Origin of the sequence: Bradyrhizobium sp. WSM1253 (assembly GCF_000244935.1) — a bacterium.
Lineage (GTDB): Bacteria > Pseudomonadota > Alphaproteobacteria > Rhizobiales > Xanthobacteraceae > Bradyrhizobium > Bradyrhizobium canariense.
Map to the genome: position 1 here is coordinate 5,546,206 of NZ_JH600073.1, position 20,008 is coordinate 5,566,213.

Here is a 20,008-nt window from a genome sequence, read left to right on the forward strand (position 1 = left end):
TAAAAGCGCATGATCCGGGCGACGCAGGTCAGGGGACAACACCGCTTCGCGGAAGCGCCGGCGGATACGGTCGTGCTCGATTTCGACGATCGACACCGCCGCCGGATGGCGATGACGGGAACGCGGGGGCTCGAGTTCCTGCTCGACCTGGAGAATGCCGTCGCCCTGCGCGGCGGCGATGCACTGGTGTTGGAGGACGGCCGACTGGTCGAGGTGGTCGCCGCGCCCGAGCCGTTGCTCGAGATTCGCGGCCACGATCCGCACCACCTTATTCGCGTCGGCTGGCATCTCGGCAATCGCCATCTGCCGACGCAGATCATGGCCAAGGGCCTGCGCATCCGCCGCGACCACGTCATCGAAGCCATGGTGAAGGGCCTCGGTGCGCGCGTGATCGAGATCGAGGCGCCGTTCGATCCCGAGGGCGGCGCCTATGCCGATGCCGGTCATGCGCATGGACACGACGACCACGCGCATCACGATCATGGCCACGATGATCATCATGATCACCATCATGATCACCATCATGATCATGCCGCACATGGCGACGGTCACGATCACCAGCACGACGAGCACTGCGATCACCCCGATCATCACCACGGCCACAAGCATGCTCATGACCACAAATGAGCCGGTCGCGGCCCGCGACCTCGCGGAGCGCGAGGCGGCGGCGCTGTACCGGCTGATGACCTGGCTGTCGCCCGCGTTTCCCGTCGGCGGCTTTTCCTACTCCAGCGGCATCGAATGGGCGGTCGAGGCCGGCGACATCACCGACGTCGCGTCGCTGGCGGACTGGCTCGACGCGATGCTTCGCGATGGCTCGGGCTTCTGCGATGCGATTTTTCTGGTCCACGCCTATCGCGCCACTGAAGCGGGCGAGGGCGACACCTTGAGCGATATCGCCGAGCTCGCCGCGGCCTTCGTGCCGTCGCGCGAGCGGCAACTGGAGACGACATCGCAGGGCCGTGCCTTCATCGACATGGCCCGCGCAGCGTGGGATGCCGACGGGCTGGATGCCATGGTTGCGGCATGCCGCACGCCACTGGTCTATCCCGTTGCCGTTGGCGTGGTCGCCGCGATGCACGGCGTGCCGCTGGCACCGACGCTGCACGCCTTCCTGCATGCGTTGGTCTCGAACTGGATTTCCGCGGCCAGCCGGCTCATCCCGCTCGGCCAGACCGACAGCCAGCGCGTGCTGGTGAAGCTGGAAGCCGCGGTTGCCACGACGGCACATCGTGCGCTGAATGCGACGTTGGACGATGTCGGCGGCGCGACGTTTCGCGCCGACCTCGCCAGCCTGCGGCACGAGACGCAATATACGCGGCTGTTTCGGTCATGAGCAGGGTGAGTTGCTCTCCGCCGTCGTCCTGGCGAAAGCCAGGACCCATAACCACGAGTGCGCGTGGCTATGCACAGATGCGGCTCCAGCGTGCCGTGACAATCGGGTTCAGTGGTAATGGGTCCTGGCTTTCGCCAGGACGACGATAGGAAAGACTCAATGCCTACATCTCACGGTCCCTTGCGCGTCGGCATCGGCGGTCCGGTCGGATCGGGCAAGACCGCGCTGATGGACCTGCTCTGCAAGACCATGCGCGAGCGCTACGACATCGCGGCGATCACCAACGACATCTACACCAAATGGGATGCGGAATTTCTCGTGCGCTCGGGTTCGCTGACGCCGGATCGCATTGCCGGGGTCGAGACCGGCGGCTGTCCGCACACCGCGATCCGCGAGGACGCCTCGATGAATCTCGCCGCGGTGGCGGATATGCGCGCCAAGTTTCCCGGGCTCGATCTCGTGCTGATCGAATCCGGCGGCGATAACCTCGCTGCCACCTTTTCCCCCGAGCTCGCCGATCTCACCATTTACGTCATCGACGTGGCGGCCGGCGACAAGATCCCGTCCAAGGGCGGCCCCGGCATCACCCGGTCCGACCTCCTTGTCATCAACAAGATCGACCTGGCGCCCCATGTCGGCGCCTCCCTGGAAAAGATGGAGACGGACGCCAGGCGCATGCGCGGCGAGCGGCCGTTCGTCATGACCAACCTGAAGAAGAGCCAGGGGCTGGACCGCATCATCGGCTTCATTGAGGCCAAAGGCGGCTTGAAACGGGCCGGCTGACCGGCGCGACCACCTAACGCAGGCGTTTCCCCCCGTTAACGCCATGGGCAGAGCCGTGTCCACGGAACAAATTTCGGTCACGGCAATTGATTACCTCCGGTGCCCGGAGCAAATCCGTCCCGGCCGGACCAGCGGCGGGCCGATTTAAGCTTCTCAGGCGACCAAGTTGCGTACCGATGTCTCCTCCTTCATTATCCCGGCCATTGGGGTCCACCCTGTTTCGGCACGTGCCCGTTCGAGCGGCGTCCATATGCTCCGTGTTTATTGCCGACCTCCTGCTTTCGCCTGAGTAGTCGCGTGGTCCGGCTGGGTTTCATCATCGGCTTCATTGCTCTTCTCGGAGCCCTGCTCTCCGGGCTTGCGGCCTATCGCGTCCACGACCAGGAGCTGGCGCTGGACCGGATCGCGCTGGCGCGCGCGATCGACGTCCATGCGAGCCTCGTCCAGGACCGGCTCACCGAGCGCGAACTGCTCGCGCGGGTTGCCTCCGGCCTGTTCCGGGCGCCGTCGGTGCTCAAGCCAAACATGCTCGAGCCGCTGCGCTCGGCCATCTACGCCTTCAAGACCGATTTCGTGGTGGCGGGCTGGGTCGCCCGCCTGAAGCCGAACGAACTTGCCGCAGCACAGGCCGCCATCGCGAGCGCCGGCTTCCCCAATCCGCGAATCCGCACCTATGACGACAAGCCGATCGATCCCGCAGGTGTCACCCAGCCGATCGACGTGCTGATGGATCTCGAGCCGCGCAGCAACGAGACCAAGGGGCTGCCCGGCCGCAGCTACGACCAGGATCAGGTGCGCAGCGCCATGCTGGCGCGCGCCAGAGTGGAGAAGAGATCGGTTGCCTCAGAACCGGTTGCCCTCCTGCGCAGCGGCGGGCCGATCGGCATCATTGTGGCCGCTCCCGTCATCCCCGAGGGCGCGACGGAGCCGGCGGGCTTCATCACATTTTCCTACGAGCTCTCTTCCCTGATGCTGACCAACGACGACATGTCGTTGTTCGCAGTCGCACTGAAGGATCCGCGCCGGGAGGGTGGCGAACTCGTCGCCAACGATCAAGGCGTCGTCTCGGCCCGAACGACGGCGGCCGATGGGCCGGCGCCGTCGGCGACGCGCACGGTGAGCTTTGGGGGGCGCGACTGGCAGCTCGGCTATTACGCCAAGACCAATTCGGCGCGCCGCGCCGAGCAGACTGCGATCATCGTGGCGGCGATCGGCTTTGCGATCACCGCGATGGTGTGCGGCCTGTTCGGCTATGTCGCCTACAACAATTTGCGGCTCAGCCGGGAAATCCAGGTCAGAATCGGCTTCGAGCGCCGGTTGACTGCTGTCATCGACGAGCTCAACCACCGGGTCAAAAACATCCTGGCAGTGATCCAGTCGATCGTGACCCGCACGCTGCGCCATGGCTCGGACATCGATGTCGCGCGCGAGCTCCTGATCGGCCGCATCCACGCCATGTCCAACGTCGTCTCACTGCTCAGCGAGAGCCAGTGGCAGGGGGTCAAGCTGAAGGGCCTGTTCGAGGCGCGCGCCATCCCGCATGCCGACCGAATCGCCGTCACCGGTCCTGATATCGCAGTCAGCGCGCGTGCAGCGCAGAGCCTGTCGCTGCTGTTCTTCGAGCTCGCCTCGCACTCCGACGAGGGCCTGTCGCTGGTCGGCAAGCATCCGCACATCACGGCCAATTGGACGGTGACGAACGAGGGGGCCGGCGAGGTCTTCTATTTCCGCTGGGAGGAGTTCAACACCAGCGAAGCGACGCGCCGCCCCGATTCCGATTTCGGCCTGATCCTGCTCGACCGCGTCGCGCCCGAGGCGCTCGGCGGCACCGCCAAGCGCTATTTCACCGACGTTTCCTATGTCTACGAGCTGACCGCGCCGATGGAGACGGTCGAGGACATGACCGAGCGCGACCGCACCGACAAGCTGTCAGCACCGATCCGGCCGGCGCGGAAAACGCCCTAACTCTTCGGGCGCAGCACGAGGTCAACCAGAGTCCGCGCGTAGGCCGGCGTGATCGGCGCGATGCCGAAGACGTAGCGGTAGAACAGGCTGCCATAAATCGCGTCGTAGAGATCCTGGGGCGGCGCTTCCGCCAGAATGCTGCCGTCGTTCTGGCCTGCGGCGATCATCTCGATCAGTGCGTCGCGGCGGAATTGCAGGTAGCGGGCGTAGAACAGCTCCGCCGAGCCGGTCTTGGAGATGCATTCGGAGATGACGGCGAGCTGGACCTTGCCGAACTCGCCCTGGAGCGCTTCGGCGTAGGCCGCGGCATGGCGGCGTGCGCGCGCGGCGGGGCTGCCCGAGCTTGCAGGCGGCAGCGGTAGCATCTGCGCGGCATGGTGAAGGAAGGCGTCGATCAGCAAGGCTTCGCGGGACGGCCACCATTTGTAGATCGTCATCTTGGAGACGCTGGAGTGGCGCGCGATTGCGTCGATGGTGGTGGCGGCAAGGCCGGTGGTGGCCATCAGCGCATAGGCGCTTTGGAGAATGGCGTTGGTGGTCTCGATCGACCTCGGCCGGCCGCGCCGGGGCGCGCTGTCGGCTCCCTCACTCCCGCCATTCGCCATCACCACGCCGGCCTCCTCGCGCAATCCGCTGCCGCTCCGCATAGCCCAGCCGTGACGGCCGGCCTAGCGGAATCGGAAGGTGTCGAGTTAGGTCTGCTGCCGCAAGGCCGCGGGCAGGTCCTGCCGCTTCGACCAGCCGATGTAATATGCGACCGCGGCCATCGCCGCGAAGCCGGCCAGACTCACGGCGATCTGCATCACCACCAGATTGGCGCCGGTGATCAGGACGAGATGGCCGGCGAGGGACAGGAACACGCCGACGCAGAACACCGCGAGCCATTCCTCGCCGCATCTGATGACCGCCCGTAACGGTCTCCATTGCAGGGCGGGATGATCGGCCGGGACGAGATATGTCGCGAGGAAAGCGAGCGCGAGGAAGTGGACCACGCGATAGGGTGCGAGGTTTTCCTTGTCGGTCGGCGTGATATTGTCGAGCACGATGTTCGGCAAGTAGGCGGCAAGCGCCGGCGAGTGGCGCATCAGCGTGATCGCCATTGCGAATACGAGATAGGCGCCCGCAAGCACGCGCAGCCAGGACAGGCCATGCAGCGCGCGGCCCGACGCACCGGTCACGGCGAACCAGCCGCCCAGCACCATCAGCATCTGCCAGCAGAACGGGTTGAAGGTCCACTCCTGGTCCGGATAGACCCGGAAATTCCAGTCGAACCAGCGCGCCGCAACGTACAGCGCGACCGATGCCGCAAGCATCAGGTTCGGACGCCGCAACAGGCCCCACAGCGCGAACGGAAAGAAGGCCATCAGCGGGATCATCAGCTGTAACAGGTCGAGATTCAGCGGCTCCTCCTGGAGCACGAGGCCACGCACCAGGATGCGCAGCGGGTGCTCGAGAATTCCCGATATGTTGTATTCGTGGATGATCTCGGGCGCCTTCGATTGCGAGGCGACATAGGCGATGGTGTCGATATAGATCACGAACAGCACGACATAAGCGGCATACAGCCGCCAGACGCGGCGAAAGATGCGCGTCGCCGCGACCACGTAGCCGCGCTCCAGTGCGATCCTGCCGTGAATGATCGCGACGCCATAGCCCACCACGAACACGAACAAGTCTGCGGCGCCGCTGAAGCCGAAGTTGCGCAGCGTCAGCAAATTGACGACGTTGTTCGGGATGTGGTCGACGAAAACCGACCAGTTGGCGATGCCGAGCGTCAAATAGAGACGAGGGTCGTGATGGAATGCGGCGAGGTTCGCCTGGACGGACGGTTTCATCGAAAAAATGGCTTTTTGGAATCAGGGGCGCTGCTTTTACCGGCAACCGCCTGCCTATCCGAGTAGCGTTTGCGTGATGGCGCAGGCAACGGCGCAAAATCGGCGCGGGGCCACTGGTGCCGATTCGATAGATGCGTTCGCGGGACTTCTGACGAAATTTTCTAACCCGCCGTAGCTGCTACTCGGCAGGTTCGGCCGAGGCCTCGTCGGGTACGCCGGCGCGGCTCGCCATGATTCCGAGGGCGACACCGCCGATCGCCAGGATCGGCAACAGCCGCTTGATCCCGATGGCGCGAACGATCTGGAGTCCGGTGGCGAGCAGCATGGGGTCCGCGAGCATGCTCGAGGCCGCCGACTTCGTGGCGCGCTCGGCCGCGATATAAGCTTGCTTGCGCAGCTGCCGCTTGTAGACCCAATAGCTCACCGCCGCGGTCAGGGTCAGGAGAAAGAAAACGCCTGCACCGGCAAGGCAGGCCTGCACCGGACCATATTTCTCGAGCACCGAGATGAACGCCGCTGCGCACAGGAAGCAGGTGGTGATGAAGAGCGCGAACGCCGCGCCTGCCGCCAACGAGGTCAGCCGCACAGCGCTGCCGGTGGATGCGCTGATCCCGTCGATGATGCGCTGAAACATGGTCTTGCTCCTCAGATCCCCACAAGCCGGCGCCGGCGGCGCCGCTGCGCCACCGTCTCGATACCCATTCGCGACCTCAGCGGCGCCAGGCCGCGCCGATCAGAAAGCCGATGCCGAGCGCGAGCCCGACGGTCGCGAGCGGCCGCTGGCTGATCGCGTCCTCCAGCGTCTCCTCGATCGAGCCGTAGGCCTCCTGTGCCGCGCCCATCATCGCGCTGCCGCGCTCCGACATGTCGTCGATCGCGGAATCCACGTTTTCGCGCGCTTGGCGATAGCCGCGGCGGGCCTGCTTGCCGGAGGAGTTGGCAAAAGTATTGAGCGCGTCGGTGATCTGATCGGTGAGGGCGGCGATATCGCTTTTCACGGCTGCTACATCCTTCTCGAGGCGTTCTCGGGTGGCTTTGTCGGTCCAGTCTCTCATCCCGGCTTCGGCATTGGTGGTGGACATCGGGGGCTCCGAGCTGTTGACGGTTGAGACAGCCGGGAAACGTTTCGTCGTCGGGTAAGTTCCGTTCACGGAAACCGGTCAGTCCTGCGGGAGCTGCGGCGAATCCTGCGGCAACAGATGCTCCTTCAGGATCAGGGCGACGATCAGCAGCGGCGACGACAGGAACGCGCCCATCGGGCCCCACAGCCAGGTCCAGAACGCCAGCGCCAGCAGCACCGCGAGCGCATTGAGCGCCAGCCGCCGGCCGATGATGGTCGGCGTGACGAAATGTCCCTCCAGGAAGGTGATGCCGCCAAAGGCGAGCGCCGCCATCAGGCCGCCGCTGACGGTCGGGAAGGTGACCAGTCCCACCACGACCAGAATGGCGAACATGGCCACCGGTCCGATGATCGGAATGAAATTGAGGGTGGCCGCGAGCGCGCCGAGGCCAGCCGGATTGGGCATTCCGGTGAGCGCGCAGACGATGCCGGCGGCGACGCCGACGCCGACATTGATGAGGGTCACGGTCAAGAGATAGTTGCCGAGATGGACCTCGATCTCGTTGAGGATGCGAAGCGTGCGCAGCCGTGCCTCATGATCGCTGAAGGTCATGATCATCGCCCGTCGCAGGTCCCGCCAGCTGGCGATGAACAGGATCAGCGTGACGAAGAACAGCAGGAATTCGGTAAAGGTCGGTGACAGGAATTCGATCGTCGGCTGCACCCAATCGAATTTCGGCATCTGGAAGCTCGGCAATCCCTCCGAGCCGCCGAGCATCGTCTGCAGCTCTCGCCACAGCGCCAGCGGCCGGTCGAACACGTGGACCTTGTCTTTCAGCTGGGTGCCGAGTTCGGGCAGGCGCGAGCTCCATTCCATCGCCGGCGAGGCGATCAGCGCGACGATGAAGCCGACCACGGCGGTCACCGCGAACACGATCAAGACGGCGGCAAGCCCGCGCGGCACTTTCCGGTTCTCCAGAAAGGTCGCTGCCGGCGAGAGCATCGTGCCGGTGACGAACGCCATCACGACAGGCAGGAAGAACGCCTTACCGACATAGAGTACCGCGACGATTGCGATGAGGAGCAGCCCGGCGAGCGAGAAGGCGACGAGCTCTGTGCGGCGGATCACCGGGGGGAGTTCGCCGTGGCTCTCGGGAAGCGGAGTGCCTTCGCCGTTGCCGGGAATTATACGTTCACTGGGAAGGACGCGCACAATACCTCTCCGGCACGGAGTCTTCGGTCCTCGCGCCTGTGATCACGGGAGAACGTCCAAGCGCCCTGCGGGTTCCATCGCGGCTTCGTGAAGAGGTGCTCGCTTGACTGTGACGTTGCTGCTGCATCCCGCAGCGGAACTTGTATCGGCTCGGCCGCGTTGATCGAACCAGCGCATCACCCTGATGCAGGCATCCAACGGGGCAGCACATGACGAAGTTCTCTGCAGTCCGACGCCGCATATCGCCGCGCCGCATCACCGCATTCGCGTTCGCAACCGCTTTGCTGGCAGTGCCGTTCGGCGCCGCGAGCGCACAGACGCTGGGCTACACCTATCCGCATCAGCCCTACCCGCAGGACCAGGGCTATTCGCAGGGTTATGCGAGCCAAGGGTATGCAAACCAAGGCTATGCGAACCAAGGCTATGCGAATCAGGGCTATGCAAGCCCGAACGCGCAGGCCGCCGACGAGGATGCCGCGCTGCCCGATCGCCTGCGCAGGCAGATTGTCAGCTTCGACCGCAGCGAGCCGGCCGGTACCATCGTCATCGATACCAACAATACTTATCTCTATTACGTGCTCGGCCAGGGCCGCGCCATCCGTTATGGCGTCGGCGTCGGGCGCGAGGGTTTTACCTGGTCGGGCGTGCAGAGCGTCAGCCGCAAGGCGGAATGGCCGGACTGGCATCCGCCGGCTGAGATGATTGCGCGACAACCTTATCTGCCTCGCTTCGTCGCTGGCGGCCCCGGCAATCCGCTCGGCGCGCGTGCGATGTATCTCGGGTCGAGCGAATACCGCATCCATGGCACCAACGATCCCACCACGATCGGCAAGTTCGTCTCGTCCGGCTGCATCCGCATGACCAATGAGGACGTCACCGACCTGTTCGGCCGCGTCAATGTCGGCGCCAAGGTCGTTGTGCTGCCGAAGAACGCGCCGCTGATGGCGAAAGGTAGCGATTCCGTGCGCAAGCGCCCGGCCGTGACGGCGCTGCCCTCGGGCCGGCAGGCGCTGAACGTTTCGAATTCGGCCGTGAACTAAGGATCGTGTGAGGTCACATGAAGAGACGTTCGATCGGCAAACTCGCCGGTGGCGCGGTGGCGTTCGTCGCCGTTGCCTCCGTCGGCCTCGCGCTGACGCCATCGGCCCATGCGGAGGACTTTTTCTCGGCGCTGTTCGGCGGCTTCCGCGGGCGACCGGCGCCCGAGATTCGCATGCCGTTCCAGACCGATGACACGCCACGCTACGACGCGCCGCGTCAACGGGCGTCCTATGGCGGCGGCACGGCCTATTGCGTGCGCGGCTGCGACGGACGTTACTTCCCGGCGCAGGGAAACGATTCCGAGAGCAAGGCGCAATCCTGCAAGAGCTTCTGCCCGGCCTCGGAGACGTCGCTGGTCTATGGCGGCAACATCGACGACGCGACCACGGAGAAGGGGAAATCCTATTCCGACCTGCCTAACGCGTTCCGCTATCGCAATGAGATTGTCTCAGGCTGCACCTGCAACGGCAAGGATCCGGTCGGGCTCGCTCAGGTCAAGGTCGACGACGATCCCACCTTGCGCAAGGGTGACATCGTCGCGGGCGCCGACGGCCTGGTGGTCGCCAGCCGCAATGCCAACGACCGCCGCGGTGTCGCGATGAATTTCTCCCCGCTGCCGGATTCGGTGCGCGCAAGATTCCGCCAAGTGCCGGTGGTGGCGAAGGAGTAGCCCTCAAGGTCGTCCTGGCGAAAGCCAGGACCCATTACCCCAAATGCCGGTGTTGCCCCCACACCGCTGACCACCAGCCTGCCCCTTGCAGAGTGGGGTGGCTATGGGTCCTGGCTTTCGCCAGGACGACACCGGCATGTGTGGCTCGTCGTTCCCATATACCCACGCTACGCTGCGCGAATCTTGCCGAGGAAGTCGCTGACCTCATGGCCGAGCTGGCGGCTCTGGCTCTCCAGCATCTCGGAGGCATGCTTCACGTTGTCGGCGGCGGCGGCAGCAGCGTCAGCATCGGATTTGACGCCGGTGATGTTGTCCGAGACGTTCTTGGTGCCCTGCGCCGCAAACTGAGTGCTGCGGGTGATCTCTTGCGTGGCCGCACCCTGCTCCTGCACGGCGGCAGCGATTGCGGTCGCGACCTCGTTCACTTCGCCGATGATGCCACCGATGGTCTGGATCGCGCTGATGGCGTCGCCCGCGACCTTCTGGATGTCGGCGATCTGCTCGGAGATCTCCTCGGTCGCCTTGGCTGTCTGGCTCGCCAGCGACTTCACCTCGGAGGCGACCACGGCAAAGCCACGCCCGGCTTCTCCGGCGCGGGCGGCCTCGATCGTGGCGTTGAGCGCGAGCAAATTGGTCTGCTGCGCAATGGTGTTGATCAGGCCCACGACCTCGCCGATGCGACCGGCCGACTTCTGAAGTCCCTGCACCGTGCCGTCGGTCTCGCGTGCCTGGGTCACGGCGCGGCTGGCGATACCCGCGGCATGCGCGGCCTGCTGGCTGATGTCGTTGATCGAGGCGCTGAGCTCTTCCGCTGCGGCGGCGACGCTGTCGACGCTCATGGAGGCGTCGTTGGAGGCCTTGCCCGCGACCTGAACGCGGTCGTTGGTCTGCCGCGACACCGCGGAGAGATCGCCCGAGGTCTTGCGCATCTCGCCGGAGGCTTCGCTCAACTCGCCGAGCGTCTTGCGCACCGCGCCCTCGAACTCGCCGACATAGGTCTCGACGGCGCGCTGGCGCGCGGAGGCGCCCGCATTGCGTTCGCGCTCCTGCGCCTCGATCGTGAGCTTCTCGTTGGCCTGCTGCTTGAAGGTCTCCAGCGCGCCGGCAAGCGCGCCGATCTCGTCGTTGCGATCGAGATAGCCGCTGTCGACAGCAAGGTCGCCGCCGGCGACCTTCAGCATGGCGTCGCGGATGGTGTTGAGCGGAGTGATGACGCGGCGGCTGACCAGCATGATCGCGCCGACGGCAAGCCCCACGGCGAGCGCCAGCAGCGTAAGCTGTACGATCAGTGCGCGCTCTGCGGCGCCGCGCTGCTCCTGGGTGTGGATCTTGGCAGCATCGAGCGCACCTTCTGCCACTGCGACCGCGCTCGCCATCCGGCCGACCGTGAGCGGGCTCCATTGGTTCGCCGTCATCTCGGGCTTCTCACCCTTGACCAGCGCGTCCGCGAGACGGTCGCGCAAGGCCAGATACTGCGGCTCGAAATAGGAGGTCTTGGCGGAGGCCATCGCGGAGGCGAGCCCCGCCGGCAACTGCATGCCGGCCGTCGACAACTCCAGCGCCTTCCACATCGCGCTCGTGCCGCCGACATGTTGGGTATAGGCGTAGCGGCCCTCCGGCGTGATCTTGCCGGCGGCCAGCCCGGTCGAGACGATCAGCGAAGCTTCGCCTGCTGTGTTGCGGAGCAGCCAGGCGTTCTGTTTGATCGACAGCAACTGGTCGATCGCGGCGTCCAGGTGATTGACGGTGGCGGCCAACGTGTTCGAGAGCTTGTCGAGCGTGTCGAGCAGGCCCTGCGTCGTTTCCATGTATTCCTTGGGCAGGCTGGCGCGGCGCTGGTCCTTCGGCTTGGCGACATCCTCCCAGAACTGCTTCTGCTCCTCGATCAGCAGCTTATAGAGGCGCGCGAGCTCCGGTACCAGAGTGCCCGATTGCGGAAAGTCCATGGCCGGCAGCAGCGCGAGCGCGCCATGGCGGGCATTTGGGCATCGCGCAGGGCGCGCAGATATTTCTCGATTTCGCCGTCCATCGGCTCGGTCGCGTTCAGCAGGCGGACCGTGGTCGAGCGGTCGGTGCGCAGATTGTGCATCGCCTTGAACAGATCGGCGGACGTGTCGGCGATCTGCGAGATGCGATTGGCGGTCTTCAGGCGATCCCAGGACTCGTAGGCGGTAAGGGAGAGCACGATCACCACGCAGACCGACGTGATCGCGATCACCGCCTTCAGCAGCGCGGATACGGTCAGACGATTCAGCATCGAAGTCCCCCCAATTCCCAATACAAAGTTCGTGAAGTCGCCCCGGCAACAACAGAAAAAGGGGCCCGTAAGACGAGGCAATCGCATGCCGTTTGCGGCTCACGGCCCAAACGGTTTCCGCATCTCAAAGGAAAAGGGTAAAGTTTTAGGCCGGCCGGCTGATCGTAGAAGTACGTATTTACTAGAAGTTGCAGAGGGTTGCGTCGATGGAACCAAGCCGGGAGTTGCGCGTTAGGAGAGGGTCAGCAATTTTGCCTAAAGGGGGGTCCTAGCGATGCTGGTCGGCGTACTCGTCACCTTTCTCGTCGTCATTCTCGTACTTTATCTCATCAACATGCTGCCGATGGACGGCCGCGCCAAGCAGATCGCGCGCGTCGTCGTCATCATCATCGGCATCGTGTCGCTACTGAAATATCTGGCCGTGTTCTAGCCGCGCTTTCGTAGCCCGGATGGAGCGCAGCGCAATCCGGGTCTTGCCCCAATCGATAGCGGCTTCGGATTACGCTCCACTCCATCCGGGCTGCTGCGCCAACAAAAAAGCCCCGGCGTGAGCCGGGGCTTTTGGTGCTCGCCTATTCGGGCCTATCCCGCCCCTTTGGCCTCGCGGCGGCGGGCGGTGAGGATGTATTCGGTGTAGCCGTTCGGCTGCTCGCGCCCCTTGAAGACGAGGTCGCTAGCCGCCTTGAAGGCCGTGCCGTCGAAGGCGGGCGCCATCGGCTTGTAGAGGGGATCGCCCGCGTTCTGCTTGTCGACCACGACCGCCATGCGCTTGAGCGATTCCATCACCTGCGCTTCGGTGATGACGCCCTGGTGTAGCCAGTTGGCGAGGTGCTGGCTGGAAATGCGCAAGGTGGCACGATCCTCCATCAAGCCGACGTCGTGGATGTCAGGCACCTTGGAGCAGCCGACGCCCTGGTCGATCCAGCGCACGACGTAACCGAGGATGCCCTGGCAATTGTTGTCGATCTCCTGCTTGACGTCGTCGGGCGCCCAGTTCGACTTCGACACCGGGATGGTGAGGATGTCGGAAAGCTTTGCGCGTGGGCCGCCCTTGGCGAGCTCCTGCTGGCGCGCGGTGACGTTGACCTGGTGGTAGTGCAGCGCGTGCAGCGTCGCGGCGGTCGGCGAGGGCACCCAGGCGGTGGTGGCACCGGCCTGCGGATGGGCGAGCTTCTGCGCCAGCATGTCCGCCATCTTGTCCGGCGCGGCCCACATGCCTTTGCCGATCTGGGCATGGCCGGGCAGGCCACAGGTCAGGCCCATATCGACGTTCCAGTCCTCATAGGACTTGATCCAGGGCTGCGCCTTCATCTCGTTCTTGCGGATCATCGGACCCGCCTCCATCGAGGTGTGGATCTCGTCGCCGGTGCGGTCGAGGAAGCCGGTGTTGATGAACATGATGCGCTTGGAGGCGCGCTGAATGCAGGCCTTGAGGTTGACGGTGGTGCGCCGCTCCTCATCCATGATGCCGACCTTGAGCGTGTTCTCGGGCAGCGACAGCATCTTCTCGACGCGGTCGAAGATCTCGCAGGTCAGCGACACCTCGTCGGGGCCGTGCATCTTCGGCTTGACGATATAGGCCGAGCCGGTGCGGCTGTTCTTGACCTTGGAGTTGCCTTTCAAGTCATGGACAGCAAGAAGCCCGGAGACGGCAGCGTCGAGCAGGCCTTCCGGAATCTCCTCGCCCTTTTCGTCCAGCACCGCGTCGGTGAACATGTGGTGACCGCAATTGCGCATCAGGAGCAGGCTGCGACCGTGCAATTTCACTTCGCCCTTGCCGTCAGGCGTCTTGTAGCTGCGGTCGTCGTTGAGCGAGCGCGTCAGCGTCTTGCCGCCCTTCTCGAAATCGGCCGAGAGCGTGCCGTTCATCAGGCCGAGCGTGTTGCGATAGACCAGCACCTTGTCCTCGGCATCGACGGCCGCGACCGAGTCTTCCATGTCGAGAATCGTGGAGACCGCGGACTCCATGACCATGTCCGCGACGCCGGCCGGATCGTCCTTGCCGATCGCGCTGGTGCGGTCGATTTTCACCTCGACATGCAGGCCGTTGTTGGCGAGCAGCACCGCGCTCGGTGCGGCTGCGTCGCCCTGGAAGCCCGCGAATTGCGCGGCGTTCTTCAGCGCGGTGGCGTTGCCGCTCTTCAGCTTCACCGCGAGCTGGCCCGCGACCACGCTATAGGCGGTGACGTCGGTGTGACTGCCGGTCGCCAGCGGCACGGCGGCATCGAGGAAGGCCTTGGCCTTGGCGATCACCTTGTCGCCGCGCGCCTTGTTGTAACCCTTGCCGCTCTCGGATGAATCGTGCGGGATCGCGTCGGTGCCGTAGAAGGCGTCATAGAGCGAGCCCCAGCGCGCATTCGCCGCGTTCAGCGCGTAGCGTGCGTTGGTCAGGGGCACGACGAGCTGCGGGCCGCAGATCTTGCCGATCTCTTCGTCCACATTTTCGGTCTCGACCTTCTGCGTCGCCGGCTCCGGGACGAGATAGCCGATCTCCTTCAGGAAGGCCGTATAGGCGTTGAGGTCGAACGCCTTGCCCTTGTTGGCGCGGTGCCAGTCGTCGATCTTGGCCTGCAACGTGTCGCGCACCGCGAGCAGCGTGCGGTTCTTCGGCCCCAACTCCTTGATGATGGCGGCGAGCCCGGCCCAGAACGCATCCGGCGCGATCCCCGTCTTCGGGGCCGCTTCCTTGGCGATGAAATCGAACAGGACGGGAGCGATCTTCAATCCGTGGGCGTCGACGCGTTTCATGATGGGCTTTCTTGTTGGAAATGGCTGTTTTTGGCTGCTTTTGACCCGACAGCAGCAAAATGCGCTCCAAGGAGCGGCTTTCGGGGTCTTATTAGCCCCAAAATCGGGGCCGTGAGAAGGCCCCCAAAAGTTGTCAAAATGTCAAGACGAGGTGGGGAGCGCGGACGCGCCGTGCCCTTGATGCCCGCTGCTGAAGCATTCGGCGCGATCTCTCCCCGGCGTCGTCCTGGCGAAAGCCAGGACCCATTACCCCAGGGAGGAGTTAGGCGAAGACTCGTCCCGGTACTGCTGCCGTCCCAACCGATAAATCACGCGGTATGGGTCCTGGCCTTCGCCAGGACGACAGCACGGGTCGGGGCAGCAGCCCGGCTCAAATATTCGCGGCGAGGTCCACGAGTTCGTCGAACAGCACGCCGGTCGTCTTGAGCATCCGTTCGATCTCGTCCGCCGCCTCGGCGACCGTCCGCGTCGAGGTGTCGATCACGAGCTCAGCGGCTTGCGGCGTCTCGTAGTCGTTGCCGATGCCGGTGAACGACGCGAGCGTGCCGGCGCGGGCCTTCTTGTAGTGGCCCTTGGGGTCGCGCTCCTCGCAAATTTCCGCCGGCGTCGCGACGTGAATCTCGCGGAACGCAGTGTCGGCGATGCGGCGCGCGGTGGCGCGGTCCTCGCGGGCGGGCGAGACGGCGGCGACAATGGCGATGTGGCCGTTGCGGGCGAGATGCGTCGCGACTTCGGCGAGACGGCGGATGTTCTCGCTGCGATCGGCGGCCGAGAAGCCGAGATCGCTGTTGAGCCCGGCGCGTAGCGTATCGCCGTCGAGCAGGATCGGCGAGCCGCCATTGCTGAACAGCCGCCGCTCCAGCGCTTTTGCGAGAGTCGACTTGCCGGAGGCGGGGAGGCCGGTGAGCCAGACCACGGCGCCGTTGTGACGATAGCGCGCGGAGCGCTCGTCGGGCCGCAGCGCGGATTCCACCGGCACGATGTCGACGGGCAGAGCGCGCTGACCGGCGTCGACCGACAGCACGAGACCGCCGCCGGCGATGCGCCCGGACACCTCGATCACGAGACGGCCGGTGCGCGGATTCTCGGTGTAGGGATCGGTGGCAATCGGATTCGAAAGGGAAATGTCGATCTCGCCGACATGGTTGCGCCCGATCGCCTTGTTCTCGACGCTCGACAGCTCGCCGGGATCGACCGCCTTCTCGATTGCGACGACAGTGGCGCGGCTTTCCTTCGGTCCGCAGCGAACCAGGAGCTGGTCGCCCTTGGCCAGCGGCTTGTCGTGCAGCCAGAAGATCCGCGCGCGCAGCCGTCGCGTCTCGCGCGGCGCGCTGTTCGTATGCGCGATGATATCGCCGCGTTCGAGGAACAGCTCGCGGTCGAGCGTGATGCCGACCGAGCGGCCTGCGCCCTGACGTCCTGCGACCGGCGTCACCGGCCAGCTCTCGACCGTCTTGATCCTGGCGATCTTGCCGGCCGGCATGATCACGATTTCGTCGCCGGCAACCAGGCTGCCGGATTCGATCCGGCCCGCAACAATGCGGCGATCGTCGAATTTGTAGATCGCCTGCACCGGCAGGCGCAGCGCCAGCGCTTCCAGCGGCCGCGCCGGCTCGAGCCGGTCGAGCGCCTCGACCACGGTCGGACCCTTGTACCAGTCGATGCGGTCGGTGCGCTCGGCGACGCCGTCGCCGTCACGGGCGGAAATCGGGATCACGGCCGTGGGCTTCACGCCGAGGCCTTGCAGATGCGCCGAGATCTCGTCGCTGATCTCCTTGAAGCGTTCGGCGGAGAAGTCGACGCGGTCCATCTTGTTGACGACGACAGCGACCTGCTTCACGCCGAGCAGATGCAGGAGATAGCCGTGCCGCCTTGTCTGGTCGCGCACGCCTTCGAGCGCGTCGATGATCAGCACCGCGCCGTCGGCCTGCGAGGCGCCGGTGATCATGTTGCGCAGGAATTCGGCGTGGCCGGGTGCGTCGATCAGCACGATGTCGCGCGAATTGGTGCGGAAGCGGATCTGCGTGGTGTCGATGGTGATGCCCTGGTCGCGCTCGGTCTGGAGCGCGTCGAGCAGGAACGACCATTCGAACGGCATGCCGCGCCGCGCGCTGACGGCCTTGAGCATGTCGAGCTTACCGTCGGGCAGGCTGCCGGTCTCGTGCAGCAGGCGGCCGACCAGCGTCGACTTGCCGTGGTCGACATGGCCGACGATGACGATGCGGACCTGCGGACGCGTGGTGCCGTTCGGGGTGGCGGGCGAAGCGGGGGTGACGATCATGTTCATACGACGCTCGCGTCCTTGATCAGAGATAGCCGGCGACACGCAGGCGCTCGAAAGCGTCCTCGGTCTCGTGATCGAGCGCGCGGCCGGAACGTTCCGGCACCTTGGTCTGCTCGAGTTCGATCAGGATCTCGTCGATGGTCGACGCGTTTGAGGCGACCGGATTGGTGATGTCCTGATCACCCAGCGAGCGATAGCGCTTGCCGTTTTGCGACAGATACAGCGGGATGATCGGGATGTTCTCGCGCTTGGTGTAGGCCCAGATATCGGACTCGGTCCAATGCAGGATCGGATGGATGCGCAAATGCGCGCCTTGCGGCGGCGACGCATTGAAATGGTCCCAGAACTCCGGCGGCTGATCGCGCACGTCCCAATTGCCCTCCAAGCCGCGCGGCGAGAACACGCGCTCCTTGGCGCGCGTTGCCTCCTCGTCGCGGCGGATGCCGGCGATCAGTCCGTCGAAACCGTATTTGGCGAGCGCCATCTTGAGGCCCTCGGTCTTGCGCGCGGCGGAACGGGCAGCCGGCGGCAACGTTGGGTCGACGGCATCAATCGGCGGGCAGGGCTCGACGCGTAGATCGAGATCCCATTTCTTGCCGTAGTGATCGCGGAAGCGATACATCTCCGGAAACTTCTTGCCGGTGTCGACATGGAGGGCCGGGAACGGCAGACGGCCGAAGAACGCCTTGCGCGCCAGCCAGATCATGACGTTGGAGTCCTTGCCGAGCGACCACAGCAGGGCAATCTTCTTGAGGCGGCCGAAGGCTTCGCGGAAGATATAGATGCTCTGGGCCTCGAGCTGGTCGAGATGGTCCATGCTCGGTGCCAGGTCGGCAGAAAATTCTTGCGCGGGCACGCGCTCGGCGAGAGCGGGGCTGCTCAGCCCGCCAGCGGTGGAATTGTCCTTGAGAAGATGCATCTCTGCCACTTTGCGTTTGGAGGCGAAAATTCTATAGTTGCGGTGCAAGAGAGAAGAAAAAATTTTCTCTTTGCGCGCTAGAAACGACACATATATAGAAAATAATTCCAGTCAACCCCGGATCTGGGGGGAGCGAGTATCGTATGCGGTTCTTGCCGGTGTTCCTCGATCTCAAGGCCGGTCCGGTGGTCCTCATCGGTGCGGGTGAGCTTCTGCGCGCCAAGCTGCGCGTTCTGGCCGCTGCCGGTGCGCGCATCCGCGTGCATGCGATCGACGGCAATCAGGACCTGGGTCTGAGCTCCGAGGACGCGGCGCGTATCAACATCGCGGCCGCCGACCCGCTGACCGCCGATCTCTCGGGCATCATCGCCGTCGTTTGCGCCGGCGCCGGCGATGTCGGCGTGGCGATGTCGGCCCGCGCCAAGGCACTCGGCCTGCCGGTCAATGTCATGGACGATCTCGCGCATTCGAGCTTCATCTTCCCGGCGATCGTCGATCGCGGCGATGTCGTCGTCGCCGTCGGCACCGGCGGCACGTCGCCGGTGGTGGCGCGGCGCGTGCGCGAAAAGATCGAGGCGCTGCTGCCGGCGCGCATCGGCGAGCTGGCCGAATTCATCGGCGGCTTCCGCAAATCCATCAACGAACGTATTGCCGAGTTTCCGCTGCGCCGCCGCTTCTGGGAGCGCATCATCGACGGCCCGATCGGCGCCGCCGTTCTGGCCGGCCGCAAAAGCGAGGCGGACGCTGCGCTCAAGGCGATCTCCGATCCATCCGCGTTCGCGCGGGCCGACAAGCCGGAAGGCTCGGTCGCGCTGGTCGGCGCCGGTCCGGGTGATCCGGATCTGCTCACCATCAAGGCGCTGCGCGCGCTCCAGGACGCCGATATCGTCTTCCATGACGAGCTGGTCTCGCCCGAGATTCTCGATCGCATCCGCCGCGACACCACGCGCGTGCCGGTCGGACGCCGCGTCGGCAAGCCCGGCATCGGGCAGGACGCCATCAACAAGCGCATGATTGAGGCCGCGCAATCCGGCCAGCGCGTGGTGCGGCTGAAGGGCGGGGATCCCTTCGTGTTCGGTCGCGGCGGCGAAGAAGTCGAAGCCCTGCGTGCCGCCGGCGTTGCCTATTCGATCATTCCCGGCATCACCGCAGGGCTCGGCGGCGCCGCCGATTTCGAGGTGCCGCTCACCTACCGTCATGAAGCCACCCGCATCACCTTCCTCACCGCGCACAAGGCGCGCGACGCGGAAGTCGTGGACTGGTCGACGCTGACCGACACCAGGATGACCGTCGTGGTCTACATGGGCATGACGGCTGCGCCGGCCATACGCGCCGGTCTCCTGGCCGCCGGCCGTTCGCCGGAGACGCCCGTCGGCGTGTTCGCCCGCGTCACGCGTCCCGATGCGCAAGGCGCGATCGGCACGCTGCGCGACCTGCCCGAACTGGTGCGCCGGACCCATGGCGGTCCCGCCATTCTCATCATCGGCGACGTGGTCCGGCATGCCGGCTCGCTTCGCCGCGAAACCGCCGAGAAAACCCCAAAGCAAATCATCTCTGACCTATTGGATGCAGCCGAATGACCTCCCCGCTTGAACAGAAGAAGATCAAGATCGCCGGCCCCTCGGTCGTGACCGCCAATCGCACCTGGGACGGCATCGTGGTGTACCGTACCGCCGCCAAGAGCTGGTCCGCGGACCTGTCGGAAGCTGCGATCGTGCGCAACTCCGACGAGGCGAAAGCGTTGCTTGCCGAGTCCGTGGCCGATGACGTCGGCGCGATCGGTCCCTATATCGCCCCGGTACAGGTCGGCGCCGACGGCAAGGTCGAACCCGGCAATCTGCGCGAACAGATCCGCCGCACCGGCGTGACCATCGGACAGCCGGTCCAGGTTTAAGGC

17 protein-coding genes and 1 pseudogene are annotated in these 20,008 nt (G+C 65.1%); 9 read left to right on the forward strand and 9 right to left on the reverse strand.

Annotated elements, in window-relative coordinates; all coding sequences use genetic code 11:
- Positions 1-9 precede the first annotated feature (9 nt).
- The 4 genes from BRA1253DRAFT_RS41775 to BRA1253DRAFT_RS27575 all read left to right on the forward strand — a co-directional run bounded on the left by BRA1253DRAFT_RS41775 (position 10) and on the right by BRA1253DRAFT_RS27575 (position 4,084).
- On the forward strand, positions 10-627 hold the full coding sequence (locus BRA1253DRAFT_RS41775; RefSeq protein WP_083869916.1) for an urease accessory protein UreE: 618 nt from the start codon (positions 10-12) through the stop codon (positions 625-627).
- Positions 608-1,336 carry an urease accessory protein UreF gene (locus BRA1253DRAFT_RS27565; protein ID WP_083869919.1) on the forward strand — a complete coding sequence of 243 codons (729 nt, stop codon included), beginning with the start codon at positions 608-610 and terminating at the stop codon, positions 1,334-1,336. The genes BRA1253DRAFT_RS41775 and BRA1253DRAFT_RS27565 overlap by 20 nt, the downstream gene beginning before the upstream one ends.
- 159 nt (positions 1,337-1,495) lie before the next feature.
- Positions 1,496-2,119, forward strand: a complete 624-nt coding sequence (gene ureG / locus BRA1253DRAFT_RS27570; RefSeq protein ID WP_007599817.1) for an urease accessory protein UreG — start codon at positions 1,496-1,498, stop codon at positions 2,117-2,119.
- A 297-nt stretch (positions 2,120-2,416) separates the two neighbouring features.
- Positions 2,417-4,084, forward strand: a complete 1,668-nt coding sequence (locus tag BRA1253DRAFT_RS27575) for an HWE histidine kinase domain-containing protein (RefSeq protein ID WP_007599818.1) — start codon at positions 2,417-2,419, stop codon at positions 4,082-4,084.
- On the opposite strand, the gene BRA1253DRAFT_RS27580 is transcribed toward BRA1253DRAFT_RS27575, so the two are convergent.
- From BRA1253DRAFT_RS27580 to BRA1253DRAFT_RS27600, 5 genes are all read right to left on the reverse strand, one after another.
- Complete coding sequence (locus tag BRA1253DRAFT_RS27580; RefSeq protein ID WP_198288318.1) at positions 4,081-4,689, reverse strand: TetR/AcrR family transcriptional regulator; 609 nt, start codon at positions 4,687-4,689, stop codon at positions 4,081-4,083. The genes BRA1253DRAFT_RS27575 and BRA1253DRAFT_RS27580 overlap by 4 nt on opposite strands.
- 87 nt (positions 4,690-4,776) lie before the next feature.
- A complete protein-coding gene (locus BRA1253DRAFT_RS27585) occupies positions 4,777-5,919 on the reverse strand; it encodes an OpgC domain-containing protein (RefSeq protein WP_007599820.1) in 1,143 nt (380 codons plus the stop codon).
- A 178-nt stretch (positions 5,920-6,097) separates the two neighbouring features.
- Entirely contained in the window at positions 6,098-6,553 is a 456-nt protein-coding gene (locus tag BRA1253DRAFT_RS27590; RefSeq protein WP_007599822.1) for a hypothetical protein, read from the reverse strand.
- A gap of 76 nt (positions 6,554-6,629) precedes the next feature.
- Positions 6,630-7,001: a YqjD family protein gene (locus BRA1253DRAFT_RS27595; protein WP_007599824.1), complete on the reverse strand. Its 372-nt coding sequence runs from the start codon at positions 6,999-7,001 to the stop codon at positions 6,630-6,632.
- 78 nt (positions 7,002-7,079) lie between these two features.
- Positions 7,080-8,192: an AI-2E family transporter gene (locus BRA1253DRAFT_RS27600; protein WP_007599829.1), complete on the reverse strand. Its 1,113-nt coding sequence runs from the start codon at positions 8,190-8,192 to the stop codon at positions 7,080-7,082.
- Between the two features lie 209 nt (positions 8,193-8,401).
- On the opposite strand from BRA1253DRAFT_RS27600, the gene BRA1253DRAFT_RS27605 reads away from it, so the two are divergent.
- Together BRA1253DRAFT_RS27605 and BRA1253DRAFT_RS27610 are read left to right on the forward strand one after the other, a co-directional pair.
- The gene (locus tag BRA1253DRAFT_RS27605) at positions 8,402-9,232 is read left to right on the forward strand and encodes a L,D-transpeptidase (protein WP_007599830.1); all 831 of its coding nucleotides are present in this window, start codon (positions 8,402-8,404) and stop codon (positions 9,230-9,232) included.
- Between the two features lie 17 nt (positions 9,233-9,249).
- Positions 9,250-9,903, forward strand: a complete 654-nt coding sequence (locus BRA1253DRAFT_RS27610) for a DUF2865 domain-containing protein (protein WP_007599831.1) — start codon at positions 9,250-9,252, stop codon at positions 9,901-9,903.
- Positions 9,904-10,070: 167 nt separating this feature from the next.
- On the opposite strand, the pseudogene BRA1253DRAFT_RS27615 reads toward BRA1253DRAFT_RS27610, so the two are convergent.
- Positions 10,071-12,160, reverse strand: a pseudogene (locus BRA1253DRAFT_RS27615) (methyl-accepting chemotaxis protein).
- Between the two features lie 274 nt (positions 12,161-12,434).
- On the opposite strand from BRA1253DRAFT_RS27615, the gene BRA1253DRAFT_RS42975 reads away from it, so the two are divergent.
- Complete coding sequence (locus BRA1253DRAFT_RS42975) at positions 12,435-12,590, forward strand: Thivi_2564 family membrane protein (protein WP_007599832.1); 156 nt, start codon at positions 12,435-12,437, stop codon at positions 12,588-12,590.
- A gap of 152 nt (positions 12,591-12,742) precedes the next feature.
- Here BRA1253DRAFT_RS42975 and BRA1253DRAFT_RS27620 read toward each other — a convergent pair whose 3' ends face one another.
- From BRA1253DRAFT_RS27620 to cysD, 3 genes are all read right to left on the reverse strand, one after another.
- Positions 12,743-14,908, reverse strand: a complete 2,166-nt coding sequence (locus BRA1253DRAFT_RS27620; protein WP_007599834.1) for a malate synthase G — start codon at positions 14,906-14,908, stop codon at positions 12,743-12,745.
- A 370-nt stretch (positions 14,909-15,278) separates the two neighbouring features.
- Entirely contained in the window at positions 15,279-17,195 is a 1,917-nt protein-coding gene (gene cysC, locus BRA1253DRAFT_RS27625; RefSeq protein ID WP_007599836.1) for an adenylyl-sulfate kinase, read from the reverse strand.
- Between the two features lie 19 nt (positions 17,196-17,214).
- Positions 17,215-18,009: a sulfate adenylyltransferase subunit CysD gene (gene cysD / locus BRA1253DRAFT_RS27630; RefSeq protein WP_035995422.1), complete on the reverse strand. Its 795-nt coding sequence runs from the start codon at positions 18,007-18,009 to the stop codon at positions 17,215-17,217.
- A 245-nt stretch (positions 18,010-18,254) separates the two neighbouring features.
- Here cysD and cysG point away from each other — a divergent pair, with 245 nt between their 5' ends.
- Both cysG and BRA1253DRAFT_RS27640 read left to right on the forward strand, forming a co-directional pair.
- The gene (cysG, locus tag BRA1253DRAFT_RS27635) at positions 18,255-19,691 is read left to right on the forward strand and encodes a siroheme synthase CysG (RefSeq protein ID WP_007599840.1); all 1,437 of its coding nucleotides are present in this window, start codon (positions 18,255-18,257) and stop codon (positions 19,689-19,691) included.
- Positions 19,688-20,005 (forward strand): DUF2849 domain-containing protein, encoded by a 318-nt coding sequence (locus BRA1253DRAFT_RS27640; RefSeq protein ID WP_007599842.1) that lies wholly within the window; start codon positions 19,688-19,690, stop codon positions 20,003-20,005. Before cysG ends, BRA1253DRAFT_RS27640 begins: the two co-directional genes overlap by 4 nt.
- Positions 20,006-20,008 lie beyond the last annotated feature (3 nt).

Bases quoted from the DNA above. Each gene is read 5' to 3' on its own strand.
- BRA1253DRAFT_RS27610 (WP_007599831.1), top strand. From the start codon at position 9,250: ATGAAGAGACGTTCGATCGGCAAACTCGCCGGTGGCGCGGTGGCGTTC.
- BRA1253DRAFT_RS27605 (WP_007599830.1), top strand. From the start codon at position 8,402: ATGACGAAGTTCTCTGCAGTCCGACGCCGCATATCGCCGCGCCGCATC.
- BRA1253DRAFT_RS41775 (WP_083869916.1), top strand. From the start codon at position 10: ATGATCCGGGCGACGCAGGTCAGGGGACAACACCGCTTCGCGGAAGCG.
- BRA1253DRAFT_RS27620 (WP_007599834.1), bottom strand. From the start codon at position 14,908: ATGAAACGCGTCGACGCCCACGGATTGAAGATCGCTCCCGTCCTGTTC.
- ureG (WP_007599817.1), top strand. From the start codon at position 1,496: ATGCCTACATCTCACGGTCCCTTGCGCGTCGGCATCGGCGGTCCGGTC.
- cysD (WP_035995422.1), bottom strand. From the start codon at position 18,009: ATGGACCATCTCGACCAGCTCGAGGCCCAGAGCATCTATATCTTCCGC.
- BRA1253DRAFT_RS27595 (WP_007599824.1), bottom strand. From the start codon at position 7,001: ATGTCCACCACCAATGCCGAAGCCGGGATGAGAGACTGGACCGACAAA.
- cysG (WP_007599840.1), top strand. From the start codon at position 18,255: ATGCGGTTCTTGCCGGTGTTCCTCGATCTCAAGGCCGGTCCGGTGGTC.
- cysC (WP_007599836.1), bottom strand. From the start codon at position 17,195: ATGAACATGATCGTCACCCCCGCTTCGCCCGCCACCCCGAACGGCACC.
- BRA1253DRAFT_RS27585 (WP_007599820.1), bottom strand. From the start codon at position 5,919: ATGAAACCGTCCGTCCAGGCGAACCTCGCCGCATTCCATCACGACCCT.
- BRA1253DRAFT_RS27640 (WP_007599842.1), top strand. From the start codon at position 19,688: ATGACCTCCCCGCTTGAACAGAAGAAGATCAAGATCGCCGGCCCCTCG.
- BRA1253DRAFT_RS27580 (WP_198288318.1), bottom strand. From the start codon at position 4,689: ATGGCGAATGGCGGGAGTGAGGGAGCCGACAGCGCGCCCCGGCGCGGC.
- BRA1253DRAFT_RS42975 (WP_007599832.1), top strand. From the start codon at position 12,435: ATGCTGGTCGGCGTACTCGTCACCTTTCTCGTCGTCATTCTCGTACTT.
- BRA1253DRAFT_RS27590 (WP_007599822.1), bottom strand. From the start codon at position 6,553: ATGTTTCAGCGCATCATCGACGGGATCAGCGCATCCACCGGCAGCGCT.
- BRA1253DRAFT_RS27565 (WP_083869919.1), top strand. From the start codon at position 608: ATGCTCATGACCACAAATGAGCCGGTCGCGGCCCGCGACCTCGCGGAG.